Annotated in this window: 20 protein-coding genes and 1 pseudogene; 6 read left to right on the top strand and 15 right to left on the bottom strand. The window is 64.9% G+C overall.

The genetic code is table 11. The features are described from left to right. Positions 1–81: 81 nt before the first annotated feature. Positions 82–234: pseudogene (locus IG98_RS51185) on the top strand (cytochrome P450); the annotation flags it as partial. Between the two features lie 97 nt (positions 235–331). On the opposite strand, the gene IG98_RS0134625 reads toward IG98_RS51185, so the two are convergent. Further along, on the bottom strand, positions 332–1795 hold the full coding sequence (locus IG98_RS0134625) for an MFS transporter (RefSeq protein WP_030922158.1): 1464 nt from the start codon (positions 1793–1795) through the stop codon (positions 332–334). Between the two features lie 392 nt (positions 1796–2187). Between IG98_RS0134625 and IG98_RS0134620 the strand changes: the two genes are divergently transcribed. Next, positions 2188–2925, top strand: a complete 738-nt coding sequence (locus IG98_RS0134620) for an AAA family ATPase (protein WP_030922155.1) — start codon at positions 2188–2190, stop codon at positions 2923–2925. A gap of 236 nt (positions 2926–3161) precedes the next feature. Here IG98_RS0134620 and IG98_RS0134610 read toward each other — a convergent pair whose 3' ends face one another. The 4 genes from IG98_RS0134610 to IG98_RS52800 all read right to left on the bottom strand — a co-directional run bounded on the left by IG98_RS0134610 (position 3162) and on the right by IG98_RS52800 (position 7893). Continuing rightward, entirely contained in the window at positions 3162–4061 is a 900-nt protein-coding gene (locus IG98_RS0134610; RefSeq protein WP_030922152.1) for a phosphotransferase enzyme family protein, read from the bottom strand. Continuing rightward, positions 4058–6694 (bottom strand): hypothetical protein, encoded by a 2637-nt coding sequence (locus tag IG98_RS0134605; RefSeq protein ID WP_030922149.1) that lies wholly within the window; start codon positions 6692–6694, stop codon positions 4058–4060. Before IG98_RS0134605 ends, IG98_RS0134610 begins: the two co-directional genes overlap by 4 nt. A 182-nt stretch (positions 6695–6876) precedes the next feature. Next, entirely contained in the window at positions 6877–7617 is a 741-nt protein-coding gene (locus IG98_RS0134600; protein ID WP_030922146.1) for a VOC family protein, read from the bottom strand. Positions 7618–7749: 132 nt separating this feature from the next. Next, a complete protein-coding gene (locus IG98_RS52800) occupies positions 7750–7893 on the bottom strand; it encodes a hypothetical protein (RefSeq protein ID WP_211264258.1) in 144 nt (47 codons plus the stop codon). Positions 7894–7977: 84 nt separating this feature from the next. Between IG98_RS52800 and IG98_RS0134590 the strand changes: the two genes are divergently transcribed. Further along, positions 7978–8787: a carbon-nitrogen hydrolase family protein gene (locus IG98_RS0134590; RefSeq protein ID WP_030922143.1), complete on the top strand. Its 810-nt coding sequence runs from the start codon at positions 7978–7980 to the stop codon at positions 8785–8787. An 87-nt stretch (positions 8788–8874) separates the two neighbouring features. Here the strand turns inward: IG98_RS0134590 and IG98_RS0134585 are convergent, their stop codons facing one another. From IG98_RS0134585 to IG98_RS49395, 3 genes are read right to left on the bottom strand one after another with little or no spacing between them, the layout of a single operon-like run. After that, positions 8875–9432: an ATP-binding protein gene (locus tag IG98_RS0134585; RefSeq protein ID WP_051753331.1), complete on the bottom strand. Its 558-nt coding sequence runs from the start codon at positions 9430–9432 to the stop codon at positions 8875–8877. After that, positions 9389–9754: a hypothetical protein gene (locus IG98_RS45675; protein ID WP_037972038.1), complete on the bottom strand. Its 366-nt coding sequence runs from the start codon at positions 9752–9754 to the stop codon at positions 9389–9391. Before IG98_RS45675 ends, IG98_RS0134585 begins: the two co-directional genes overlap by 44 nt. Continuing rightward, entirely contained in the window at positions 9751–10134 is a 384-nt protein-coding gene (locus tag IG98_RS49395; RefSeq protein ID WP_084195869.1) for a hypothetical protein, read from the bottom strand. Before IG98_RS49395 ends, IG98_RS45675 begins: the two co-directional genes overlap by 4 nt. 331 nt (positions 10135–10465) lie before the next feature. On the opposite strand from IG98_RS49395, the gene IG98_RS0134575 reads away from it, so the two are divergent. Next, positions 10466–11323 (top strand): helix-turn-helix domain-containing protein, encoded by an 858-nt coding sequence (locus IG98_RS0134575; protein WP_030922138.1) that lies wholly within the window; start codon positions 10466–10468, stop codon positions 11321–11323. A gap of 5 nt (positions 11324–11328) precedes the next feature. After that, complete coding sequence (locus tag IG98_RS49390) at positions 11329–11532, top strand: DUF397 domain-containing protein (protein ID WP_084195868.1); 204 nt, start codon at positions 11329–11331, stop codon at positions 11530–11532. 201 nt (positions 11533–11733) lie between these two features. On the opposite strand, the gene IG98_RS0134570 is transcribed toward IG98_RS49390, so the two are convergent. Both IG98_RS0134570 and IG98_RS51180 read right to left on the bottom strand, forming a co-directional pair. Continuing rightward, on the bottom strand, positions 11734–14820 hold the full coding sequence (locus IG98_RS0134570) for a DEAD/DEAH box helicase (RefSeq protein ID WP_030922135.1): 3087 nt from the start codon (positions 14818–14820) through the stop codon (positions 11734–11736). Positions 14821–15101: 281 nt separating this feature from the next. Then, a complete protein-coding gene (locus IG98_RS51180) occupies positions 15102–16064 on the bottom strand; it encodes an SRA domain-containing endonuclease (RefSeq protein ID WP_157594691.1) in 963 nt (320 codons plus the stop codon). A gap of 401 nt (positions 16065–16465) precedes the next feature. On the opposite strand from IG98_RS51180, the gene IG98_RS0134555 reads away from it, so the two are divergent. Beyond that, positions 16466–17341 (top strand): phosphotransferase family protein, encoded by an 876-nt coding sequence (locus tag IG98_RS0134555; RefSeq protein WP_030922130.1) that lies wholly within the window; start codon positions 16466–16468, stop codon positions 17339–17341. Here the strand turns inward: IG98_RS0134555 and IG98_RS0134550 are convergent. The 5 genes from IG98_RS0134550 to IG98_RS0134530 form a co-directional block, all read right to left on the bottom strand. Then, positions 17333–17761, bottom strand: a complete 429-nt coding sequence (locus IG98_RS0134550; RefSeq protein ID WP_030922127.1) for a hypothetical protein — start codon at positions 17759–17761, stop codon at positions 17333–17335. The two genes, IG98_RS0134555 and IG98_RS0134550, sit on opposite strands and share 9 nt — an antisense overlap. A 205-nt stretch (positions 17762–17966) precedes the next feature. After that, positions 17967–18374 carry an HflX-like GTP-binding protein gene (locus IG98_RS45670; RefSeq protein ID WP_245651845.1) on the bottom strand — a complete coding sequence of 136 codons (408 nt, stop codon included), beginning with the start codon at positions 18372–18374 and terminating at the stop codon, positions 17967–17969. Between the two features lie 86 nt (positions 18375–18460). Beyond that, positions 18461–18871, bottom strand: coding sequence for a hypothetical protein (locus IG98_RS0134540; protein WP_063766340.1), 411 nt, complete (start codon positions 18869–18871; stop codon positions 18461–18463). Positions 18872–19126: 255 nt separating this feature from the next. Beyond that, the gene (locus IG98_RS0134535) at positions 19127–19723 is read right to left on the bottom strand and encodes a hypothetical protein (RefSeq protein ID WP_030922119.1); all 597 of its coding nucleotides are present in this window, start codon (positions 19721–19723) and stop codon (positions 19127–19129) included. Continuing rightward, positions 19720–20742, bottom strand: coding sequence for a PASTA domain-containing protein (locus IG98_RS0134530; protein WP_157594689.1), 1023 nt, complete (start codon positions 20740–20742; stop codon positions 19720–19722). Before IG98_RS0134530 ends, IG98_RS0134535 begins: the two co-directional genes overlap by 4 nt. Positions 20743–21219 lie beyond the last annotated feature (477 nt).

Below are 21219 nucleotides of genomic sequence, written 5' to 3'. Positions count from 1 at the left end.
GGATGTCGGGCAATTCGGCGACAAGCCCGAAGTCGCGGTGACTGCCATTGATCGTCGTGCGTGCTCTGTTGCCCGCCCATCGCCGCCCGCGTCGAGATGCGGGTCGTGTTCCCCGCGCTGCTCAACCGCTTCCCCACGCTACGCCTGGCCGTACCGGCCGAGGAGGTCGGTCTGGGTCCGGAGGCCGCGGACATCTACGGGGTGAAAAGCCTCCCGGTCACCTGGGACGCGTGACCGGGAGGCGGTGACGGGTCCGAACCGGACCGGTCGCCGAGAGGTGAGGGAGGGCGACGGCGACCGGACGCCGGAGCCGCGGACGCTGTCAGTCCTGTCAGCCGGTGGGGCGTAGGTCGGCGGCGTCCGGGTCGGGGACCGGCGGGGACGCGGTGACCCGGGCACGCTGACCGGGGAGCCTGAGGGCGGCGAGGACGGCCGTCAGCATGACGGCGCCCAGCACGTAGACGGCGGCACGCATCCCCTCGGCGGAGGCGACGCGCAGCGCCTGCCCGGACAGCCCTTCGATGCCGTGGTTGGCGACAGCCACGAGAACCGCCAGACCCGCGGCGGTTCCCACCTGCAGCGCGGAGGAGGCCACTCCGGAGGCCAGACCCTGCTCGTCCGCCGAGACGCCGGTGCCGACAGCGATCCACATCGACTCGTAGGTGATGCCCATGCCCAGACCGATGACGACGATCCCGGCCAGAACGGTGAGGAAGGATCCGTCCGCGTGCATGCCGGGGGCGAGGAGCGCGGCGCCTACGGCGTTGACGACGATGCCGGTGATCAGCGTGCTCCGGGTGCCGAAACGGTGGACCAGTCGCTCGCTGAGGAAGTTTCCTGCCGTGATCGACAGGGTCGGGCCGAGGAACGCCAGCCCGGTCTCCAGGGCGCTGAAGCCAAGGACATCCTGGAAGTACAGGGTCAGGAAGTACGGCACGGCCTGCATCGTCAGCCCGAAGACGAGAATGACCACGACCGCTCCGCTGAGCGCGCGGTTGTGGAACAGCCGCAGCGGCATCAGCGGTGTCCGACCCCGGGCCTGGACGCGCAGGAACGTGGCCAGCAGGACCGCCGCGAGAACGGCTACGGCGATCACTTCGGCCCGTGCCCAGCCGACCTCGGAGCCGTGCGCGACCGCGAAGATCAACAGTGTGATGCCCGCGGTACCGGTCAAGGTTCCGAGCACGTCGACGTTTCCTCTGGTGACGCGGCCGTCGGGGGGCAGCAGGGCGAAGGCGGCGAGGGCACCCGCGACGGCCAGCGGGACGTTGACGTAGAACACGGCCTGCCAGCCCAGGGACTGGGTGAGCACCCCGCCGGCCAGTGCGCCCGCGGTGAGCCCGCCGGCACCCGCCATGGCCCAGACCGTCAGCGCGCGGTTGCGTTCCCTGCCCTCGGCGAAGGCGGTGTTGACCAGGGCGAGCACCGCGGGGAACAGCACCGCGCCCGCGAGGCCCTGCAGGGCGCGCGCGGTGAGCAGTACCGCCGGCGCTGTGGCCAGGCCGCCCAGCACGGAGGCCACGCCGTACAGCGCCATGCCGAGCACGAACATCCGCCGGCGTCCCACCAGGTCGGACAGCCGACCGCCGAACAGCAGGAAGCCTCCGTACAGGACGACGTACGCGGTGACCACCCATTGCAGGGTGTGCGGTGTGAAGCCGACATCGGTAGCGATGTCGGGAAGAGCAACGTAGATGATGGTGAAGTCGAGACTGATGATCAGATGCCCGAGCGCGAGCAGCGCGAGGCTCCATCCCGGCCGTCGGCCGCGGGCCGGGGACTGGGCTGTGGACATGGGTGTGCCTTTCGTCCGTATGTGGTTCGGTGGCCTGTCATGGCTGCACCGGGATCGGCGGACATTTGTTGGCACACCCCTTGAGGGCACTGGGATGGGCGGCGCCCGGGCTCGGTCCGTCCGGTCCGGTCATCGCCCCTCCCTTCCCCGCGTGTTCCGTGCTGTCTTCGAGACGACTATGCCGCTCGCCGTGGCCGACGGCATCGGACGTCCGGTCAGCATGGCCTGCGACCTTGGACCTAGGACCAGCGGAGGTCTCCGCGGCGACCGGCTCGTTCTCAGGGACGACGCCGTCGTCAGAAGCGGCGCCGTGGTGGACTCCACAGGCCAGGCGGGCTCGTGGCCGGACGGGCTCAAGGTCCAGGAAATCGCGGTCGGCGATAATGACCGCGATGCTGATCACGAACCTGCGCATTCCCGACCCCCGCCCCGGAGAGTGGCCGTTCACCCTGCCTCCGGTGGCCCACCTGGTCGACGGCGTCGAGTTGACCGCCCCGGTGACGTTCCTGGTGGGGGAGAACGGCTCGGGGAAGTCCACGATCGTCGAGGCCGTCGCCGACGTGTGCCGGATCAACTCCGAGGGAGGGAAGGCCGGGACGAAGTATGCCAGCAGGGGACCCGCGGCCACCCCGCTCGGCGAGGTCCTGGACGTCGAGCTGACCTCGCTCGGGCTGCGGCTCATCCACGGTCCCCGGCTCAAGAGACGCGGGTTCTTCCTCCGCGCCGAAACCCTGTTCAACCTGGGACGCAATGTGTCCGGCCTGTACGGCTACTGGCAGGAGGATCTCACCGAGCAGTCGCACGGTGAGGGATTCTTCACGGTTCTCGAACGGATGGTGGCCGGCCCCGGCCTGTACCTGATGGACGAGCCGGAGGCGGCCCTGTCGTTCACCTCGTGCCTGCGGCTGCTCAGCCTGATGGACCGGGTACGCGGCGAGGGCGGTCAGATCATCTGCGCCACCCACTCGCCGATCCTCGCCGGCCTGCCCGGCGCCCAGATCCTCGAACTCGACGACCACGGGATCCACACCGCCGAGTGGGACAAGCTCCAGCTGGTCGACCACTGGCGTCGCTACCTGGCCAAGCCCGAGCTCTACCTGCGCCACGCCCTGGACCACGGCGCCGGCTGACCCCGTTCACGGCCGACATCCGGAGACCGGGGTTCCCGCCTGTCACGACCGATGAAGGCCGTTCGCCGGATCCATCTTCTTACGGCCACCCCCAGCCGGCGACGGTCCGTGGCAGGTTGGGCACCCAGAGTTCGACGTGGTGCAGCATGCCGGTGGTCGCCTTGCTCATATCGCGATCCCTTCCGTGCGCCTGATCAGGATGGCGTACTCGAACGGGCCGCCGGCCCGACCCGCGCTCACCGCGATGATTCCGGCGCGGCCAGAGGCGCGAGGTCGGGGGCGTTGGCGGCCAACCAGGAGGCGAGCCACCGGGAGTCCTCGCTGAGTCCTTCGGCGTGAGAGTCAATCAGCCTGCGCAGGATCATCAGGGGAAGCAGGGCGCCCAGAGCCTCCTGATCGACCGCATCGGTGCCGTACCCCTCCAGCAGCCATCGCGGATGAGCGCCGCGTGGCAGGTCGACGGCCAGGCACCAGGCGAGGTCGAGCACGGGCGGCCCAACCTCCACGGCACCGGGGTCCAGGACGGCCAGCAGGTCGTCCCCCTCGAAGAGGGCGTTGTGGCCGACCGCCACATCTCCGTGGATGGCCACCATCGGCTGTCCCGCGCACGCCTGGTCGAACAGGTGCGAGATGGCCGGGTAATCGCGGGCCGCGAGATTGCGCGCGGAGCCGAGCAGCACCCCGAGAGCGCCGGGCTCGTCCAGGCGCAGCCCGCCCTGGTCCGCGGCACCGTGCCAGCGGCGGAGCTGCTCGCCCAGGCCGCGCTGCTGAGCGGGGGTCGGACGTTCGCCGGGTGAACCGCCGATCCTTTCCAGCACGAGCCACCATCGAGGCCCGGACGCGGTCCGCACGGTGCCCGCGTCCAGCAGGGCCGGAACCCTGAGCCCCGCGGCCTCGCGCATCGACTCCATCCGCAGCGCGGTGCCAAGGCGTTCGTGCAGGCGGTGCTGGACCTTGACGGCCGTCCGGCGACCGTGGACCACCGTGGCCCCCGGATCGTACGGACCGGCCACACCGTCGAACGCCGCACTCTTGAGCGCCACGTCGCGCGCCTTGGCGATGTCGGCCTCCGGAACGCGGCCGGTCGGGATGAGCCCTCGTTTGTCACCGACATCAAGCGGGCCGCAGACCTTCATGACCCGCCTCCCGCTCGCAGCCGATGGAGCGGTTGTACCCACCGCTCTCGTGTCGTCTCAGGAAGATCCAACCACCTTGTCCGGGTGAAGTCGTGCAGCTCCGGCTGCCCGGTCCAAAGCGCGGTGACCGCCGCCCACACGGGCAGGAAAGCCTCCTCGGCTCCGGCCGTCTCCGCGAGGCGGACCGTGACGGCCAGGGCCTGCTCCTCCTGGCCTCGCGCGATGAGTTGCAGGACCTCGACCACGTCGATGGGCAGCAGTTCGGCGGAGGCGCCGACGGCCTCGAAGGTCAGGCGAGCCTCGCCGAGCAGGCGGGTGGCGACGGCCCACTCTCCCCGCATGGCGTGGGCCATCGACTCCGCCATGTCGCACTGGGCCAGCCCCACGACCTCCCCGACCGACTGGTTGAGCTCACGCGCCTCCGGAACCGTCCGGAGGGTCAGCTCCGGATCGAACCACATGGAGGCAAGAGCCCGGTGGCGCGCGGCCCGCGCCGCCCAGAGCGGTGCGTCCGCTCGTCGCGCCTCGGCCAGGACCCGGGTGAACAGCTCCGCCGCCTCCTGGAAGCGGGCGTTGTGCAGGTACACGTGGCCCATCAGGTCACCGGCGCCGATCCGTTCCAGCCTCGTCCCGGCCGACCTTCTCTCGATCTGCCGTACGACCTCCGGGTAACGACTGCGCCGGAAGGCGTTGCCCGCCAGGTCGAACCGGGCGGCGACGCCAACCGGTGAGAGCTGGTCGGCGACCATGCCGAAATGGCGGTCGGAGTCGGTCAGGTCACCGGTGAACTGGGCCAGGCTGCCGAGTTCGAAGTGGAAGTAGTCGGCGTACGGACCCGCGTCGGTGTTCCCGACCGCCGCTTTCATGGCCATGTGACGCTCCGTCGCCTCCCGGTCCACCTGGACCGTCAACCTGGCCACCTCGGCGAGCGCGGCCAGCTGCGGGGACGCGCTGAACCGGGGCAGTGACGTCAGCACCTGCCAGTGCCCCAAATAGCGCATGGTGTAGGCCATCTGCCCCAGCCCCGGTGGCAGGATGTCATGCTCGGCGGCGCCGTACAGGGTGAGAAGAAAGGCGGCGACGGTACGGCGGCTGTGGTCGGCCGGGGTCAGCCCGGCCGGTGGGTCGTCACCCCAGATCGACAGCGTGAAATCCGTCAGATACGCGAGCGCCTGCGAGGCCCTATCTCGCCTTTCTCGGGCGGTCCATCCATCCGGGGTGTGCGCGTCGCAGCCGGTGATCCCGCGACGCAGGTTCTCGTGCAGGCGGCAGGGCGGCCACACGGTCGGATCGTGCCGTACGAACCGCCGGGCGATGAAGTCCTCGATCCGCCTGCCGCGTGCCTCGGGCAGGATCGCGGCCAGCAGCCGGTCGTCGAATGCCTCCAGCAGTGCCGCGGCCCGGAGCAGGTCACGGTCCTCGGCCGACAGGTCGCGCATCATCCGCAAGACCAGCTCGGGAAAGGGCTCGCCGAACATCTTCGGATCCGGAGCCTCTCCCCGGGCCAGATGCTGCTCGAAAAGGCCCGTCGACAGCTCCAGGTAGAGCGGTGACCCCCCGGAACCGGCCACGATCCGCTCTCGCAGCCCGGCCTCCATGGCCGGCTCGTCGTCGACGAGCAGCCGCTCCCGCAGGAACAGGTCGGCATCCGTCGCCTCGAAGCCGTCGACCGGGAACTGGTCGGTGAGATCGGCCAGCCCCGGCCATCGTCGCGCCCCGCCGTATGTCAACCCGACGCCGCGTACCGGCTCATGCCACTGCAGCGGGCGCCTGCTTCCCACGGTGAAGAACACATTGGGCATCAGGTACGCCATCCGGACGACCAGGTCCTCCAGCCCGCCCCGCTCGGGTGGCAGGACCTGCACGTTCTCGAACGTGTCCAGCACGCAGAGCGCCAATACCGGGTCCTTCCGGCGGATCCGCTCCAGATCCGCGCTCAGCAGGATCGGCAGGTAGCCGAGCATCCGGTCCGGATCCTCCTCCTGAAGGATCGGGCCGAACGCGGGTAGGTCACGCCGGAGCCGCCGCAGGGTGATCGACTGCCGTGCGGACGTGCCGACCAGATCGAGCACCCGGTAGGCGGTCGTGACGGCACCGAGCCCCGCGAACAGGCCGTCGACGCTTGACGCGACCTGCTCGGAAAGGCGCAGCGAATCGGAGACGGCGCCGACCGAGGAGGACTTTCCCAGAAAGCGGACCAGGGACTCACCGGGGTGCTTGCGCTCCCAGTACGCCGAGAGCGCGATGTCGAAAGCGGGCCACGACTTGCCCAGGCGCCCCAGCGCGGCGCGTACCCGGAGCAGCACCGTTTCGAAGCTCTGGCTCGACAGGTCCGCGAAGTCGATGACGGCGACCGCGCAGTCATCCGGGAGCCCGTCGAACTCGCCGCTCTGGGCGAGGTCGGCGAGGTGGCGGATCAGCGTGGACTTCCCGATGCCGCCCTCCCCGTTCAGTCCCATCACGTTTCGGACGGGCCGCTGGAAATCCATCAGCCTCTCGACGGGCCACTCCTCGGCCAGGTGTCCGGTAAGCCGCTGCTGAAACGCCCGGATGTACTCCTCACGGTCGGTGAACACCCGTTTCGCGGTGAACGGCACCTCGGGTCCGAATGCAAAGAACTGGTCAAGGTCCACTCGGACAGAGGATCACCCAATGACCGGGAAAGTAAAGCCGACCGGGATTTCGATGGCCCCCAAACCGGCCCAGGAGTTTCTGCCACCGACCTCCGCCACCCGAGGGTGGTTGCGCGGCTGGGCGGAGCTGTCCCAGTCGCCTCCCGATGACCTCGGAGACTGGGAACGCCGTCCTCTCCCCGTCAGGACGGGCCGAGGACGCAGAACTCGTGGCCCTCCGGGTCGGCCAGGCACGTCCACGGGACATCGCCCTGGCCGAGGTCGAGGTCGGTGGCGCCGAGGGTCCGCAGTCGGGCCACCTCCGCTGATTTGTCGTCACCGGGGTACGGCAGCAGGTCAAGATGGACGCGGTCGGGCACGGTCTTCACACCGGGCGTGCGGAGGAACTCGAGATACGGGCCGACCCCCTTGGCGGAGCGCGACGCTGCATGATCGTCGGTCACCTCGTGCAGGGTCCAGTCCATCGCCTCACCCCAGAACCGAGCCATGGCCCGCGGATCCTCACAGTCGACCACCACCGCGGCGATAGGCCCGGTGTCCCGGTAGATCTCCCGAGGCTCCAGCACGCAGAACTCGTTGCCCTCCGGGTCGGCGAGGACCGTCCACGGCACTTTGCCCTGGCCCACGTCGGCGGGCGTGGCACCGAGATCCTGGAGGCGTGCGACCAACTCCGCCTGATGGGCCACAGAGGTGGTGGCGAGATCGAGGTGCACACGGTTCTTCGTTGTTGTCTTGAGTTCCGGGACGGGAACGACGTCGATGCAGACGGCGACCGGGTCCGGCCAGACCAAGCCGCCGACGGGTCCGACGTAGGTGGTCACGCCGGGGCTGTAAGCGCTCCAGCCGAGCGCCTCCGCCCAGAATCGGCCGACCGCCGAGGCATCAAGAGCCTTTATGTTCACCTGAACAGGTCGCAGTGCCATGCCGACGACCCTACGCGCCCACTCTGCAACGACATCCGCACCGTTGCTAAACAGAGATCAGCTCGCCAACTAGAGCGCTCAGCCCCGCCAGGTGAAGTGCTAAGTCACAGCGCGTCCTGACCCGTTCGTCGTTCAGTTCGTCGCAGGCCAGGAGATCGTGACCAGACCATTGAATCCTCGCTTGCGCAACTGCTGGACGAGAGTCTCGCGCAGCAGCTCAGCGGAGGAGGTGGCATCGGCACTCCCTGCCGCCATCCTCGCCCATATGCTCGGCATCCACATCGATGTCGCCTGGCAACGAGCCTCCTCTGGCGACTGGATAACCTACGCTGCCGACGTCAGTCGCCGAAGGAAGAACTCATGAAAGCGTCGATAGTGGTTGTGCAGATCCCCATCACCTGGGACATCGCAGAGAATCTGTCGACCATCGCGATGGTCCTGGCCGAAGCTCAGCCGGACGAGATCGTCGTGCTCCCCGAGGGCGCCCTGTCGGGTTACGGCTCTGACCTGTCGGTTCTCAGCCGCCTTGACCCCACGGCGCTCGCACGCGCCATCGACCATGTCACCACGTTGGTGCGCGAGAAAGCGGTGCACCTGTTCTGCGGCTCACTGCTCTTCGAGCACGGTGCCTGGTGGAACACCGCCCTTTACTTCTCACCGCACGGCACCAGATGGACCTATCGGAAGATCAACTTGGCGATGAACGAGCGCGGCCTGCTGGAGGCCGGATCCGAGCTCACCACGCTCCAACTCCGCCTGGCTGATGGCCCCCTCACCGTCGGCGTCCAGATCTGCCGCGAGATCCGCTTTCCCGAACAATGGCAGTACCTAGCCGACGCAGGAGCACAAGCCTTCATCTACCTCACCCATGCCGCCAATCTCACCGAGTCGGCCGGAGTCTGGCGAAGCCACCTGATCAGCCGAGCCGCAGAAAACCAGCGGTTCGTCCTCGCCGCCAACGTCGCCGATCCCCACCAGCACTGCCCCAGCATGATCATCTCGCCACGCGGAGAGGGTCTCGCCGAACTGCCCGCCAACAGCACCGGCATACTGCGGGCAACTATCGACACAGATGAGGCCGCCGACTGGTACCTCGGTCAGCGGAGGCGTGACGTCGTCCACCTTCGCTACCAGAACAGGCCGACAGAGCAGGCATTCGGACAGTTCTGATATCCGACAGTGCTCGAACCGCGTGGCTCAGTTGGTTGAGGACGTGACGGCGCTGCTCCTCCAGGCTCGCGCCGTCACGTCGGGTTGTCAGGTGAGTTCGAACCAGATGACGGTTCCAGTGGGGGCGCGGTGGAAGCCCCAGCGGGTGGCGAGTTCGTTGACGAGGAGGAGTCCTCGGCCGCCGGTGGCGTTGGGGCGGGGGGTTCTGACGCGGGGGATCTGGGCGGAGCCGGGGTCCTGGACGGTGATGATGACGCCGTGCGGGGTGAAGGCCACCGTGACGACGAACTCCGGTGGTGTGGTGTCCGCGGTTCCGGCGCCGGCCGGTTCGGCGTCGATTGGCCTGGCGGAGTGTTCGATGGCGTTGGTGGCGAGTTCGCTGGTGAGGAGTATGGCGTCGTCGCGGAGCGGGTGGTCGTCGCCGAGGATGTCGGCGACGAAGGTGCGTGCGGGTCTGACCTGGTCGGTGGTGGCCGAGAAGCGCTGGGAGATGACGGGGGTGTGGTTCGGTGTCGTCGACCAGCCGGGGATCCGGCCCAGGTGCGGTGACCACATCGTGGTGGCCGGTCCGGTGGTGTCGCCGGTTGTGGTCCGGAGGCGGTCAGCGAGCACGCCGACGAGGACGGACAGCAGTCGTACGGTCATCCTGGTCACCTCCCTTGCCTGTGGTCTCGTTGTCCCCGTCGGGGTTTTCGGGGTGCGGCACCGCGACGATCGTCCGGTGGTCGGGGCGAGGGTGAAAGTCCTCGATGTGCTGCATCCGGGCGGCCAGCTCGGCGGGGGTGTCGGCCTCGACGAGGCCGATGTGCTGCCGGTAGCGGGTGGGGGAGAGGGCCCACCAGTGTCCGGTGCTCTTGCCGTACCAGGGACGCCAGTCGGGGAAGCGGAGCGTCAGCGTGCGCAGCGCGCGGGGGTCGTCGCCGGGTTCGTGCCAGAGGTTCTCCGTCTCGACGAGAGGTGTGCTCATGCTGTCATCCCCTTCCGGTACGCCTCGCGCCTGCCGGGCCGCAGGCCTGGTGGCGATTCGCGCCCGTACGGCGGTGCGGCCGGTCGCGAGTGGCGTCCCCGGCCGATGGGAGAACGGTTCGTCGGACGCGGGGTCACGGTGGTCGGTACGGGAGGCGCGGGTAGCCGACCGCAGAGTCCGAGACGCCGCCGGGCCGTCATGCGGGTACGGACCTGGGCCGGGGTGGGCTGCTCCCACAGGTGACCGGGCCGGTGCGGCAGGCTGGCGGCGTCGTGCGCGTACGGGGGATGACCGCACCAGCGGCACCCGAGGGGAGTCGGCGGCTGCTCGGCATGCCAGCGGACCCGGACGATCTTCGGGGTCCTACTACTGTGGAGCACAGTTCGCACCTCCGATGTGCGGACGAGGTTCTGCCAGGCGACGCCATTCGCCTGGCAGAACCGTTTTTTGGCCTCCTGGCCTAGTGGTAGCGCTGTTGGACTACCTGAGCTCATAACGACCCACATGCGGGTATTTAGCTCTGAAAGCTTCCCGAGAGTCCAAAAGGCACATTAGGCAAGAGTTACATTCCCATCACTCTGGGTGATGGATACTCTCACATGGTGATGGCTGGCAGCAGAATTTTCAAGGCCAATATTTCATCGCCGATATTGTCTGGTTTCAGCGGTTAAATTGTGTGATTCGCTCATTTGACGTGTGAAAAGAGGGCCAATGATCGGCAGTCCAACTGTCAAACGACGGCGTCTGAGTGCTGAGCTCATTCGGCTACGCGAGCAAGCTGGTCTCACGCACGATGAAGTTGCCAAGCGCTTGGAATGGTCACGGGGCCGCCTCACCCACATGGAGCAGAACAAGTGGGTTCTGCCCGATATCGGTAACGTTCGTCTCCTGCTAGACCTTTACAACGTCATCGATCCCGCTGTGCGCGAGGCGATACTCGACCTTGCTCGTCAGTCCCGCGAAAAAGGCTGGTGGGCCAAGTACAAGGATGTGTTCGGTGGCAGCCTTCCTGGCTTCGAAGCGGAAGCGACCCAGATCCGCACTGTCGAGCTCGTGACCATCCCGGGCCTGCTGCAAACAGCCGCCTACGCCACAGCAGTCTTCCAAGCTGGACAGGTTCTTGATCAGGCTGCTGTGCGACGGCACGTTGAGGCGCGCTTGGCTCGGCAGGCGATCCTCACTCGCGACAACCCACCCCAGCTCTGGGCCGTCGTCGATGAGGCAGCACTGAGGAAGATGGTTGGCGGCCCGGCCGTCATGGCTGAACAGCTCGCACGCCTCGTCAACATGGCGAGACAACCCAATATCACCGTGCAGGTGCTGCCTGACTCGATCGGGGCACATGCGGCGATGGGTAGCGGATTCGTCGTCCTGGACTTTATGGGCGATCTGGATCCATCACTTGTCTATCTGGAGACACCAACAGACAATCTCTTTTTGGAGCGCCCAGAGGAGGTTCAGGCGTATGCGCTCATGTTTAATCGCGTGGTAGCGGCCGCTCTGACCGTCGAGCAGTCCGTACACTATGTGACTGCCCTGGTTGATCAACTAAAGCAGGAGGAGAGGTAACAACCGTGGACCGAATCACCCCTGTACTCACCTGGCGCAAGAGCAGCAAGAGTGCTCAGCAGGACAACTGCGTAGAGATGGCAGAGCTCCCAGACGGGGGTCGTGCCGTACGGGACAGCAAAGACCCGAACGGGCCTGTTCTGCGCTTTGCTAGCGCCGAATGGCGGACCTTCATCGGCGGCATCAAGAACGGATCCTTCGAGGTCTGATTAGCTAATCAATGGTTCAGCCGGATCCTCCATGGCAAGTGACAGATGTTGCCGGAAGTGCGTTCGAGGTTGTAGCAGGAGATCTCAATTCCGCCAATGAGATGATCATCTCATTGGCGGAAGAAAAATGTCGCTTAATTAATTGCTCTACTGCTCATGGAAGACATCAGTGCCGGTCTTTATATGGCCAGAGACCCTGTGTTACCCCGCGATAGCAGCGCGACGGAACAAATCGGCTGGCATCTCCTCATCAAGCCGCCAGGTCACGGCCATGGGTCTCTCACCCTGGTGTTCCACGTATCGGGCGGTGCCGTGGAAGACGAATGGTTCGGGGTAGCCGTTCTCGTCTTCCTTGCGTTCCCGGGTGAATAGCAGCACGTGGCTGCCGTCTCGTTCGTGGTTCTGGTAACGGAGCCCAGTGACTGACTGCGCGCTCGTACGGTGCTGGGATTCCCAATGGAACAGGGTCGGGGTGAGCGCGAAGTCCCGGTACATGGTTTGTGGTGAGAACTCCTTCTCGTTCTTGTGCAAGGTTACGAAGAGCGCGTCGCACTGTGTGGTCGGGATCCACACGACACCTTCGCGCATGGTTGACGTCATGGAGCCACCCAGCTTCGCCCAGCCGAGGGCCGCGAGGATCTCGTCAGCCGAATACCGGGCGTTGACCGCAAGAGGCACCTGTCCCAGTGGTTCGGGCAGAGGTCTGGCAACGTACCTAGGACGCTCTGCACCGTAGGCGATTACCTGCCGGATCTCCTCGCATAGCGCAGGCTCAGCGCGCAGCTGTGCGAGAGCCTCGTCGTAGGAGTTGAAGCCGCCCCCGTCGCGCCAGAAGGAGAAGAACAGCATGCGGGCGAAGGTCTGGTCGGCAAGGGAGCACTGACTATAGGACGGACCGTCAGAGCGCAACAGACGTGAGTACGCCTCGGCTCGTCGCTGATCGTCTACATGAAGCAGAGCACGCACGCGACGGCCGAGTGCATCCTCTATGGGGGAAGCATCTTCCTTGATAAGCCCAGTACGGCGCAGCAGCGAGGTCCAATAGCGTCGGTTGCGGTAGATGTCGTGGATATCGCGGCCGGTGGCTTCGAGGTAGTTAATAAGGGACATCTCCGCGAGGGAGCGGATCTCCTGGGTGAGTGTAGAGATGGTGGCGTTGAGCTGAACCTTTAGTTCGGCGATCAATCGGTCTTTGGTAACCCGATCCAAGACGATCTGGCATCCCGAAGGCAGCAGCGGGAAGTCCTTGTCCACCTGCTGCTGCAGACGTCCTCTGGTGAACCCAGTCAACGCATGGAATCGGTTCCCGAACCTGTACTCCTTGCGGTGCTGTCCGACAAAATCGAGGACGGTCAGCACGTCCTTATCAGGCGTACGGCGTAGTCCACGGCCGAGTTGTTGGAGGAAGACTGTTGCGCTCTCGGTCGGCCGCAGCAGGAGCAGCGTATTCACATCGGGGATGTCCAGACCCTCGTTGAACAGGTCCACGGCGAAAAGGAATTTGACTTTCCCGTCACGCAGGGCAGTCAGCGCCGCTCTGCGCTCGACGGGATCAGTTGATCCGTCCACGGCCAGCGATTCCAGGCCCGCCTCGGTAAAGAACTCGGCCATGAAGTGTGCATGCCGTACCGAGATGCAGAAACCCAAGCCGCGGACCGCCTGCAGATCGCTGACCTTATCCAGCAGTGCGTTAAACACGAGTCGAGCCCGGTCGCTGTCACCGGCAAGGGCCTCGTCGAGTTCGCGACCGAGGTAGGAGCCGCGTAACCAGGCCACGCTGCTGAGGTCGGTCTCGTCGTTGATACCGAAGTAGTGGAAGGGGCAGAGCAGGTCTTCGTCTAGAGCGTCCCACAGGCGCAGTTCAGAACTGATGTGCCGGTCGAAGAATTCATCTTGAACCCAGGTGCCATCGGCCCGTTCGGGAGTGGCGGTTAGGCCGAGGAGTTCCTTAGGCTTGAGGTGATCAATGATCCGTCGGTAGGTGGTGGCGGCGGCGTGGTGGAACTCATCGATAACCACGACGTCAAAGTGGTCGGCGGTAAAGGTGCCGATGCCACGCGAGTTAAGGGACTGGACGGAGGCGAACACGTGCTGCCAGCGCCGAGACTGGTCGTCGCCGACGTGCAGTTCGCCGAAGTCGGGAGCGGCCAGGACCTGCCGGTAGGTACGCATAGCCTGCTGCAAGATCTCTTTGCGATGTGCGACGAATAGCAGAGAGGGGCGCCGGCCCAATCGCTGTTGCAGGTTGCGGTAGTCGAAGGCGGCCACGACCGTCTTGCCGGTTCCGGTGGCTGCTACCAGTAGGTTTCGATGCCGGTCGTGCACAGTCCGCTCGACGTCGAGATCCCCCAGCATCTCTATCTGGTGTGGAAAAGGATGAGGCAATAGCGCGGGGATGTCGAAGATCCGCTCGCCTGACTTTGAGCGGGACAGAGCCTCATCAAGCCGTTCACTATCGGTCTTTGGGTCGTACGCTTCGAACTGTTGTCTGTTCCAGTAGGAGTCGAAGGTGCCCTCGAACTTGTCCAGCAGTCGCGGGGTAGTCACCGAGGACAGGCGGACGTTCCACTCTAGTCCGTCCAGCAAGGCAGCACGTGACAGGTTGGAACTGCCGATGTAGGCGGTGTCGAAGCCGGTACGGCGACGCAATAGCCATGCCTTAGCGTGCAGGCGGGTTGCATTCTGTTCGTAGCTGATCCGAATTTCTGCACCGAAATCATCCACGAGCCGGTCCAGGGCCCGTCGCTCAGTCGCACCCATATAGGTGGTAGTGATGACACGCAGCGGGACGCCTCGGTGGCGCAGTTCGGCGAGCGGCTTCTCTAGGATGCGCAGTCCAGACCATTTGACGAACGCGCACAGCAGGTCTACCCGATCGGCACTGGCCAGCTCAGCTGCCAGCTCATGGGCCAGATTCGGATCCTCCCTGGCATTGGTAAGTAGAGCCGCCTCCGACAGCGAGGTCAACGGCCGCTCAGGAAGAACCGCGCCGGGCGCGTCCTTGATGACCGATAACAACCTGTTCGGGCCATCCTCGATGGACTTAGGCTCGGCCAGACGCAGCAAAATCCGGTTGGCTAACTCCACTTGCTCGTCGGTGTTCTTAAGCGTGACCATCGCCCGGGCGGCTGCTTCTCCGATGAACCGGCCGAGTAGGTGAGCGACCTCTTCTCGGTCAACCTGGGAAACCTCGATAAGATAGCCCGATTTGCGCCAGGAAGCCATCTGTTGGACGAGTTCGTTGGTGACTAGAGAGTCGTATAAGCCCAGCACTGGTGCGTCGTCCACAGGTCGGTGTCTCCTAACTTATGTCGTCCGAGGAGGAAACCTCCTTGATTGGCGATTAGCATAGCCCCACGGGAGCGATAGAAAGCCATAGATGTCATGAACTTGCGAGTATCTATTAGGTTACGGTCACGGGTCGATTCTGGAATCATGTGTTGTTGTCCGCCTAAGCGACTTTGTTAGTGGAAAGCTACAGCGAAAGTCCTCTTGGGTAGTAGAGCGTTGAGCTTTAATTCTGAATGAAATTGAATTATTTTGATGCGCTTGCCTATGGTGACTTAGGTCTACGTGTTGCTCTTTTTTTGATCTTTCTTGGCGGCGAAGTCTATGCGAGAGAATCCTGTCTCTGGCTCTTCGTATACACAGGATATCCCTACATCGCGAAGGAAATTGATTAGGTCGTCGTTTGGGCGGTGAGGTAGTAAGAGTGTCAAGCTAGGCTCAGGAGTGATATGACGCCGATAGTCGAGTAGCTGGCCAACGCTCCGCCGTATGGCATCGCGTGTCGTAGTTCCCTTAGCTTCGTACAGCTCGTTTCCTTCCTTGTCGTAAAGGTCTGTAAAAAGAGGACTGGTCTGGCCAGCTGGAGAAATCTTCCAGCGTTGAAAATGGCGGCCAAGGTAAGAAATGTATCGAGCGCAGAGCTCACTTTCTCTGCGGGCAGCGGTTGTTGCTCCTACTCCGGGGCTTTCGAAAGTTTTCGATACATGTGCTTCTAATGGGACGAGTACAGCTTCGCTTGTAGTTCGAATGTCTCCATGGCGGCCCTGATCGATATCGCGGTAAAGAATCTCATTCAGAGGGCGGAGTCGAAATACGAAGACCGTGCGCATAACTTTTTTCTTGTCGAGCGCTTCTTCCAGAAAATATGGTTGCCCTCTGTCTAATTCGAACTTGCCGATATATCGATGGTTCTTCTGCCGTGTGTCAGGGATTATTCCATCGGCTATGAACAAACGGAGAGCACGGCTTTCTGCTTGATGTTCGAGGATGGCTCGGTTGCCATCCCGCATCTGCTGGTCACCGATACGTCCATCACCTGTGTAGAGGAAGACAGTGCGATCCTCATTCCAGCCGTCGAAGTTGTAACCATAGGCTTCTCCTCGGGCTGGGTCTGAGTAGACAAAGACATTCGGGGTCTTCCTAGATGGCTCAATGCCGCCGTATTTGGCGCCCCCGTACTTTGCCATGCGCTCCTTGCGTCCCATGAGCGAGCCCACAGGGGTGCTCCACCCGTCATCGATCATGCTGATCAAGATAGGGCACTGCGGTGACAAATTGGGGCTTGTCTGGCTATGTCCAACTCAAGAGCCCAGAGTGGACTCCAACGATCATCGCGAGGACTGCTCTTAACTGGTGCTCTTCCCGTTACCCGTATACCTACCTGGACTGAACTCGACTGAGGGGATATGCCCGTCTCTCAGAGATGGCCTAGATGACTCTGCGTGAGGTTCGCCGACGGGTCCATTCACAACATGCTGGTTGGCACCCTGCCGACACGATTTCCCACTCCGTGACTACGACCGGGACTACCGTCAAGGCCATGCGAGCCGCCCGGCCTGTCCGTCCTCCCCAAGCTGTGGATCCCCGCCAGCGAATGCAGCCAGTGCTAAGCGGGCTGTGCCGACGACCCGAGGGAGAGCTGACCGTGAAACCACACTGGGACGACCTCCCCAGCAACGTACGCGGCACCGTTGAGCAGCAGATCGGCCAGGTGCTCAAGGCCGAACCGGTGACCAAGGGACTCATGCCCGGCCTCGCCGCCCAACTGCACACCGAGGACAACGAAACCGTCTTCCTCAAGGCCGTCTCCACCGCCGCCCCGGCCGCGACCCTCTACGAGCGGGAACGACGAGCCGGCACCGTACTGCCGTCCGGCCTACCCACCCCCCGCCTGCGCTGGAGCGGTGAGGTGGAGGGATGGATCGTGCTGCTGCACGACTACCTCGACGGCCGGGACGCCGACCTGTCACCCGGCTCGCCCGACGTGCCGCTCGTGCTGGACACCCTGGTCGTCCTGGACAAGATGCTCACCCCGTGCCCCGGCCAGCTTCCGGAGGTCGCGGTGAACATCGCGGGACTCCAGGCCAAGGCCGCGCGCCTGCTCGCCGGGGAGCTGCCGTACCGGGCCATGTACGAGACGGCGCTCACCACGTTCAGCCCCGACGCGTTGGAGGGTGACACCCTCCTCCACTACGACCTGCACCCCGGCAACTTCCGGATCGATGACGGGCGAACGTACGTCGTCGACTGGGCGTTCGCGGTGCGCGGTGCTGCCTGGGTGGACGCGGTGATGCTCGCTCCCCGTCTCATCGAGGCGGGTCACACTCCGGAGCAGACCGAGGCGCTGCTGGCCCGCGTACCGGCCTGGCGGTCCGCACCCGCGGACGCGGTGACCGGCCTGGCCGCGCTGTGGACGCTGTTCCGGCTGTACAAGGCGCGGTTCGGCCCGGTGGAAGGACGCGATTTCCGGGCCCGCGCCGCCGAGGCCGGGCGGGCCTGGGTGCTCTACCGCTCACTCTGACGGGACGGCCGCACGGAACAGGTCGAGGAGGACCTCGACGTGCTCGGGATGGAACGAGAGCCGATACTCCTCGCCCTCGGCGGTGGTCACCAGGGCCTTCGCCCAAAAGTCCTTCTTGTCGTCGTGATCGAGCACGTTGATCTTCGCTCCCGCCAGGGGAATCACGACCTGGGTGAACTTCGCCTCCTTGTCGATGGAGAGCACGACCTTCGTCGTCGACACCGTCACGAAGCCGAAGAACTCCTTGCCAGGGGGAAGCCGAACGATCCCCCCTTCGACGGTCACCGATCCGTCCGGGTGGCGGATAGGTCGCCGGATCCAGCGTTCCGCCGGAGAAAACCCCATACCGCCCAGCAGCACCGCCAGGACGGCCATAACCGCCCCCGCGATGAACCAGAGGACTTTGAAGACTCGTGTCATGCTTTCAGCACCCCCGCACGACTAACGGCCGGGTTAGTCCCAGTGGTTCCTCGCGGTGGAACACGGTGCTGCTTGCCGGGTGCACGGCCGCCTCATGGCTGGGCATGCCTGACCGCGTCGTAGGACTGTGATCGGGTCGAGGTGATCTTGTTCTATCGTCGAGCGGTTTTCGCGCCTCGTTCAGCGACTGTGTGAGTGAGGTGCTTCAGAGATTCCGGACAGACCACTCGCCAGGGTGGTAGCACTCCGAGCGTCGCAGGTCGCTGCGGCTCAATGCGGGGCAGCCGAGGATCTCGGTCAGCACCGTCCGTTGCCTGCCGGTCAGGTCGTTGGCGAACACAACAGCCGCGGCCTGGGTTTCCGTACAGGCCTCTGCGATCTCGTGCACCTTGCCGGTGCTCATCAGCGTTCGCGATGAGTAGGGCTGATCCATGTTCGCCTGACCGCCTGGAGCCTGGCCCTTCTTGCCGCCCGAGACGCCTCGGCGTTGCACGAACCGCCGGACGACTCGCCCACCCAACTCGGTGATCTCCGCAGCGAGATCATCCATGAGGTCGGCATGATCCTTCCGCTTGGCGGAGAACAGACCGGCGATCAGTACGTCGGCGTCCACCACCACATTCGTCACCGGGGATGCCGGCTCAACGCTGGATCGCCGACGCTCTCTCCGCTGCCGATGACGCCGGTGACTCATGCACCTCAGCGTAAGGACGCCTCACGGAGTCGACGACCGCTGCCTGTGATGCTTGACGTGAACCCTCGTGGGGTGAGTACGAACCTTCGCCGGTTTTGATCAGGCGGCGTGGGGATCGGCGTTTCACCAACCGCCGCGAGCAACTCGATCGGGAACTCCGGATCGGCCTGGCCGACGGCGAGCGCGATCCACCGGCCGGCTTCCGGCCGCCGCCACAGGAGCATCTTGCCACTGAGCTGGCAGAGCGTGATCATCGGCTCCGGAGCTGGGTTCTCACCCCACAGGTAAGGCCATAGGTCGATGGCCTCAGGCTCACCCCAGCGTGCCGTCAGAGCGGTCACCAGTGTCCGGAGGGCGGCGTCGATCTCCTCGCTGCGATCGTCCCAAAAATCCTGGCCGGCCTGCAGGACGCACACGTGATAGCCCAGCCCGCTGGAGCGATATCCCTCCCGCGTGTCCTCCCCCGGAAAAGGAAGGGGTCAACAGGTCGTCCACGGTCATGCCATGAGGCTGGTGAGCCGGTGAAGGTATGCGGACATCGCATGAGATCCGGTCCGGGGTGGCGATGAGCAGGGTCTGGGAGCGGTAGATGAGGCGCCAACCATCAGCTCTCGCCCGAACGACCGGCCGTCGGATGCGGGTCCGGAGAACGGTCGTGCCGGGCGGTCCGGTCAATTCTCCTTGTAGAGGGGGATCCCCTTGCCGAGATTGGCACGCGCCTTGAAGGAGATCGGCGCCTCGTTCCGCGCGATGGTGAAACCGCGCACGTTCCAGGTGATGCTCGCCGTGCACGCGGGCGCGTGAAAACTCATTATCCGGCCCTGGCTGACGCCCGCCTGTAGCAGCGCGATGTCGAACTCCAACTTGATCCCGAAATCGACCCGGGCGACTCGCTTGCCGTCCAGGAAAACCTCGACGTATGGGGCGTGGTTGGATGTGATCTTGTGTTCGGCCAGGCGGACCAACTGTGTGCTGCCCGGGTTCTCGACCGTTTTTCGGGCGGCCAGGCGCAGCTCGCGGTACTTCGACCAGCCGCCGAGCAGGCACGTGCCCAGATCCAGGCCGCTCAGCAGTTCGCTTCCTGCCTGTGCGACGTTGCCGTTGAGCGCGTCCCTGAAGGCGGTGTCGGCACGCCGGGCGCCGCCTCGGATCGTCTGCAGCATCCGCTGCGCGTCGATGGCCTCGCCCAGGGCCTCCGCGGCGTAGCGGGGATCGCCGAAGAGCAGCAGGTCGGCCGTGCTCGGATCGGTTTCGATGGAAACTGTCACGGGAGGACCTTTCTGAGTTCCTGGCGACCGGGGTCGGCGTATGTCTCGACTCGGATATCCGGTGAGCTGACCGACCTGCTGCGGTGAATCTCCACCTCGGGCGTGAGATCGGGGTGAGGAACGCAGTGGATCGCGAAGGTGTGGGGCCTGCTCTGCCGAGCCCGCTTCTTGCGGGTACTGCGACGGCGGATCAGCGACCAGACGAGGAGCAGGATCAGCAGCAGGCCGGCGAGTGCGGCCCCGCCTTCCAGGCTCAGCTCCGCGCTGGCGTTGCCCGGATTCGGGTTATCCTCCAACGCCTCAAGCCACACCGTCACCTTGGTGGCTCTGGCGACCTTGCTGTCTTCTGAAGGGTCCTGGGTGACGACCTTGCCCGCACGAGGGGAATCTGGATCCAGCCGCAACACCAGGCCTACGGCGGCAAGCTTCTTCTTGGCTTCGGCCCGGTCGAGGCCCGTCAGTGACGGCACGACGACGCGGGGCGGCTGCGACCTGCTCGGCGTGGGCTTCGAGGTCTGCGGTGTGCTGGGCGGGCTGGTCTCCGGCGGCGAGGTGACCGGTGCCATCACATCAAAGTCCACGCTCGTGCCATAGGGCACGAGCGCGTCCTTGCCGGGGTTCTGGTTCGCTACCTTCCAGTCGGGGGCCGCGTTGCTTGGCTGGGAGTTGGGGATCAGCCCGATCTGGGTGAGCTCGTCGCGGGCCTGTTGGAGGGTGAAGCCGATCAGGTTGGGCACGCGGGTGCCGAGTTCGAGCGTGGCCTCGCTGTCGCAATCCGACTGAGCGCTGATCACCAAAGGTGACCATGTGGCCGGGACGTCGGCAGGGTTCAGAATGATGTCGATGTCTCGGGCTTGAGTCCTGAGCCACTGCCGAGCTTCCTGGAGCGGCCACCCCCGCAGGCCATTCACTTCCGCCAGGCAGCTGTCGCCGGTGTCGTCCGGGGATTCTCCTCCGGGGGAGGTGAAAGGGAGAAATGCCGCTAGCGATACCATGAGAATGAGAAAAGGACGAACCATAATCCACCTCACGGGCCAATCGGTGAAGCGACTAATGGTCGTATATCACATGATAATATGTTTTGATAGCCCTGTGATCGCTTCTGTCACCGTCGCGAAATTCGGAAAAGCTCCATCTCTCATGCCCGAATTTCCGCTCAGGTTGATCAATGGCGCCGTTATCGCCGGGGCCCGGCACGTTACTTGGCCCCGCATGTCCACGAGCGCGCCGGATGCCTGGTGTACCGCGACAGGACCTGGATGACGCAGCTCGACGGTCACCTGGTCGAGAGTGCGCGGGGCACCGTCGCGGGAATGCCTACCTCGTTCTCGACGTCGCGCGGATCTCCGAAGTGGAGGTCGGCACCGGAACCGGCCACCCCACCGAAGTTCCGACAGGAGAAGGCCGCGATCACCGGTGAACGTCACCCCAGAAACCGCCGCGCGCCACGCAGTCTGGTCCGAAGCCGTCGCTGCGTCATGTCGCACTCCAGGCGC

The organism is Streptosporangium amethystogenes (assembly GCF_000721075.1).
Classification (GTDB): domain Bacteria; phylum Actinomycetota; class Actinomycetes; order Streptosporangiales; family Streptosporangiaceae; genus Streptosporangium; species Streptosporangium amethystogenes.
Note: the sequence above shows the minus strand (reverse complement) of the source record. Positions and strands in the feature narration are given on the sequence as shown.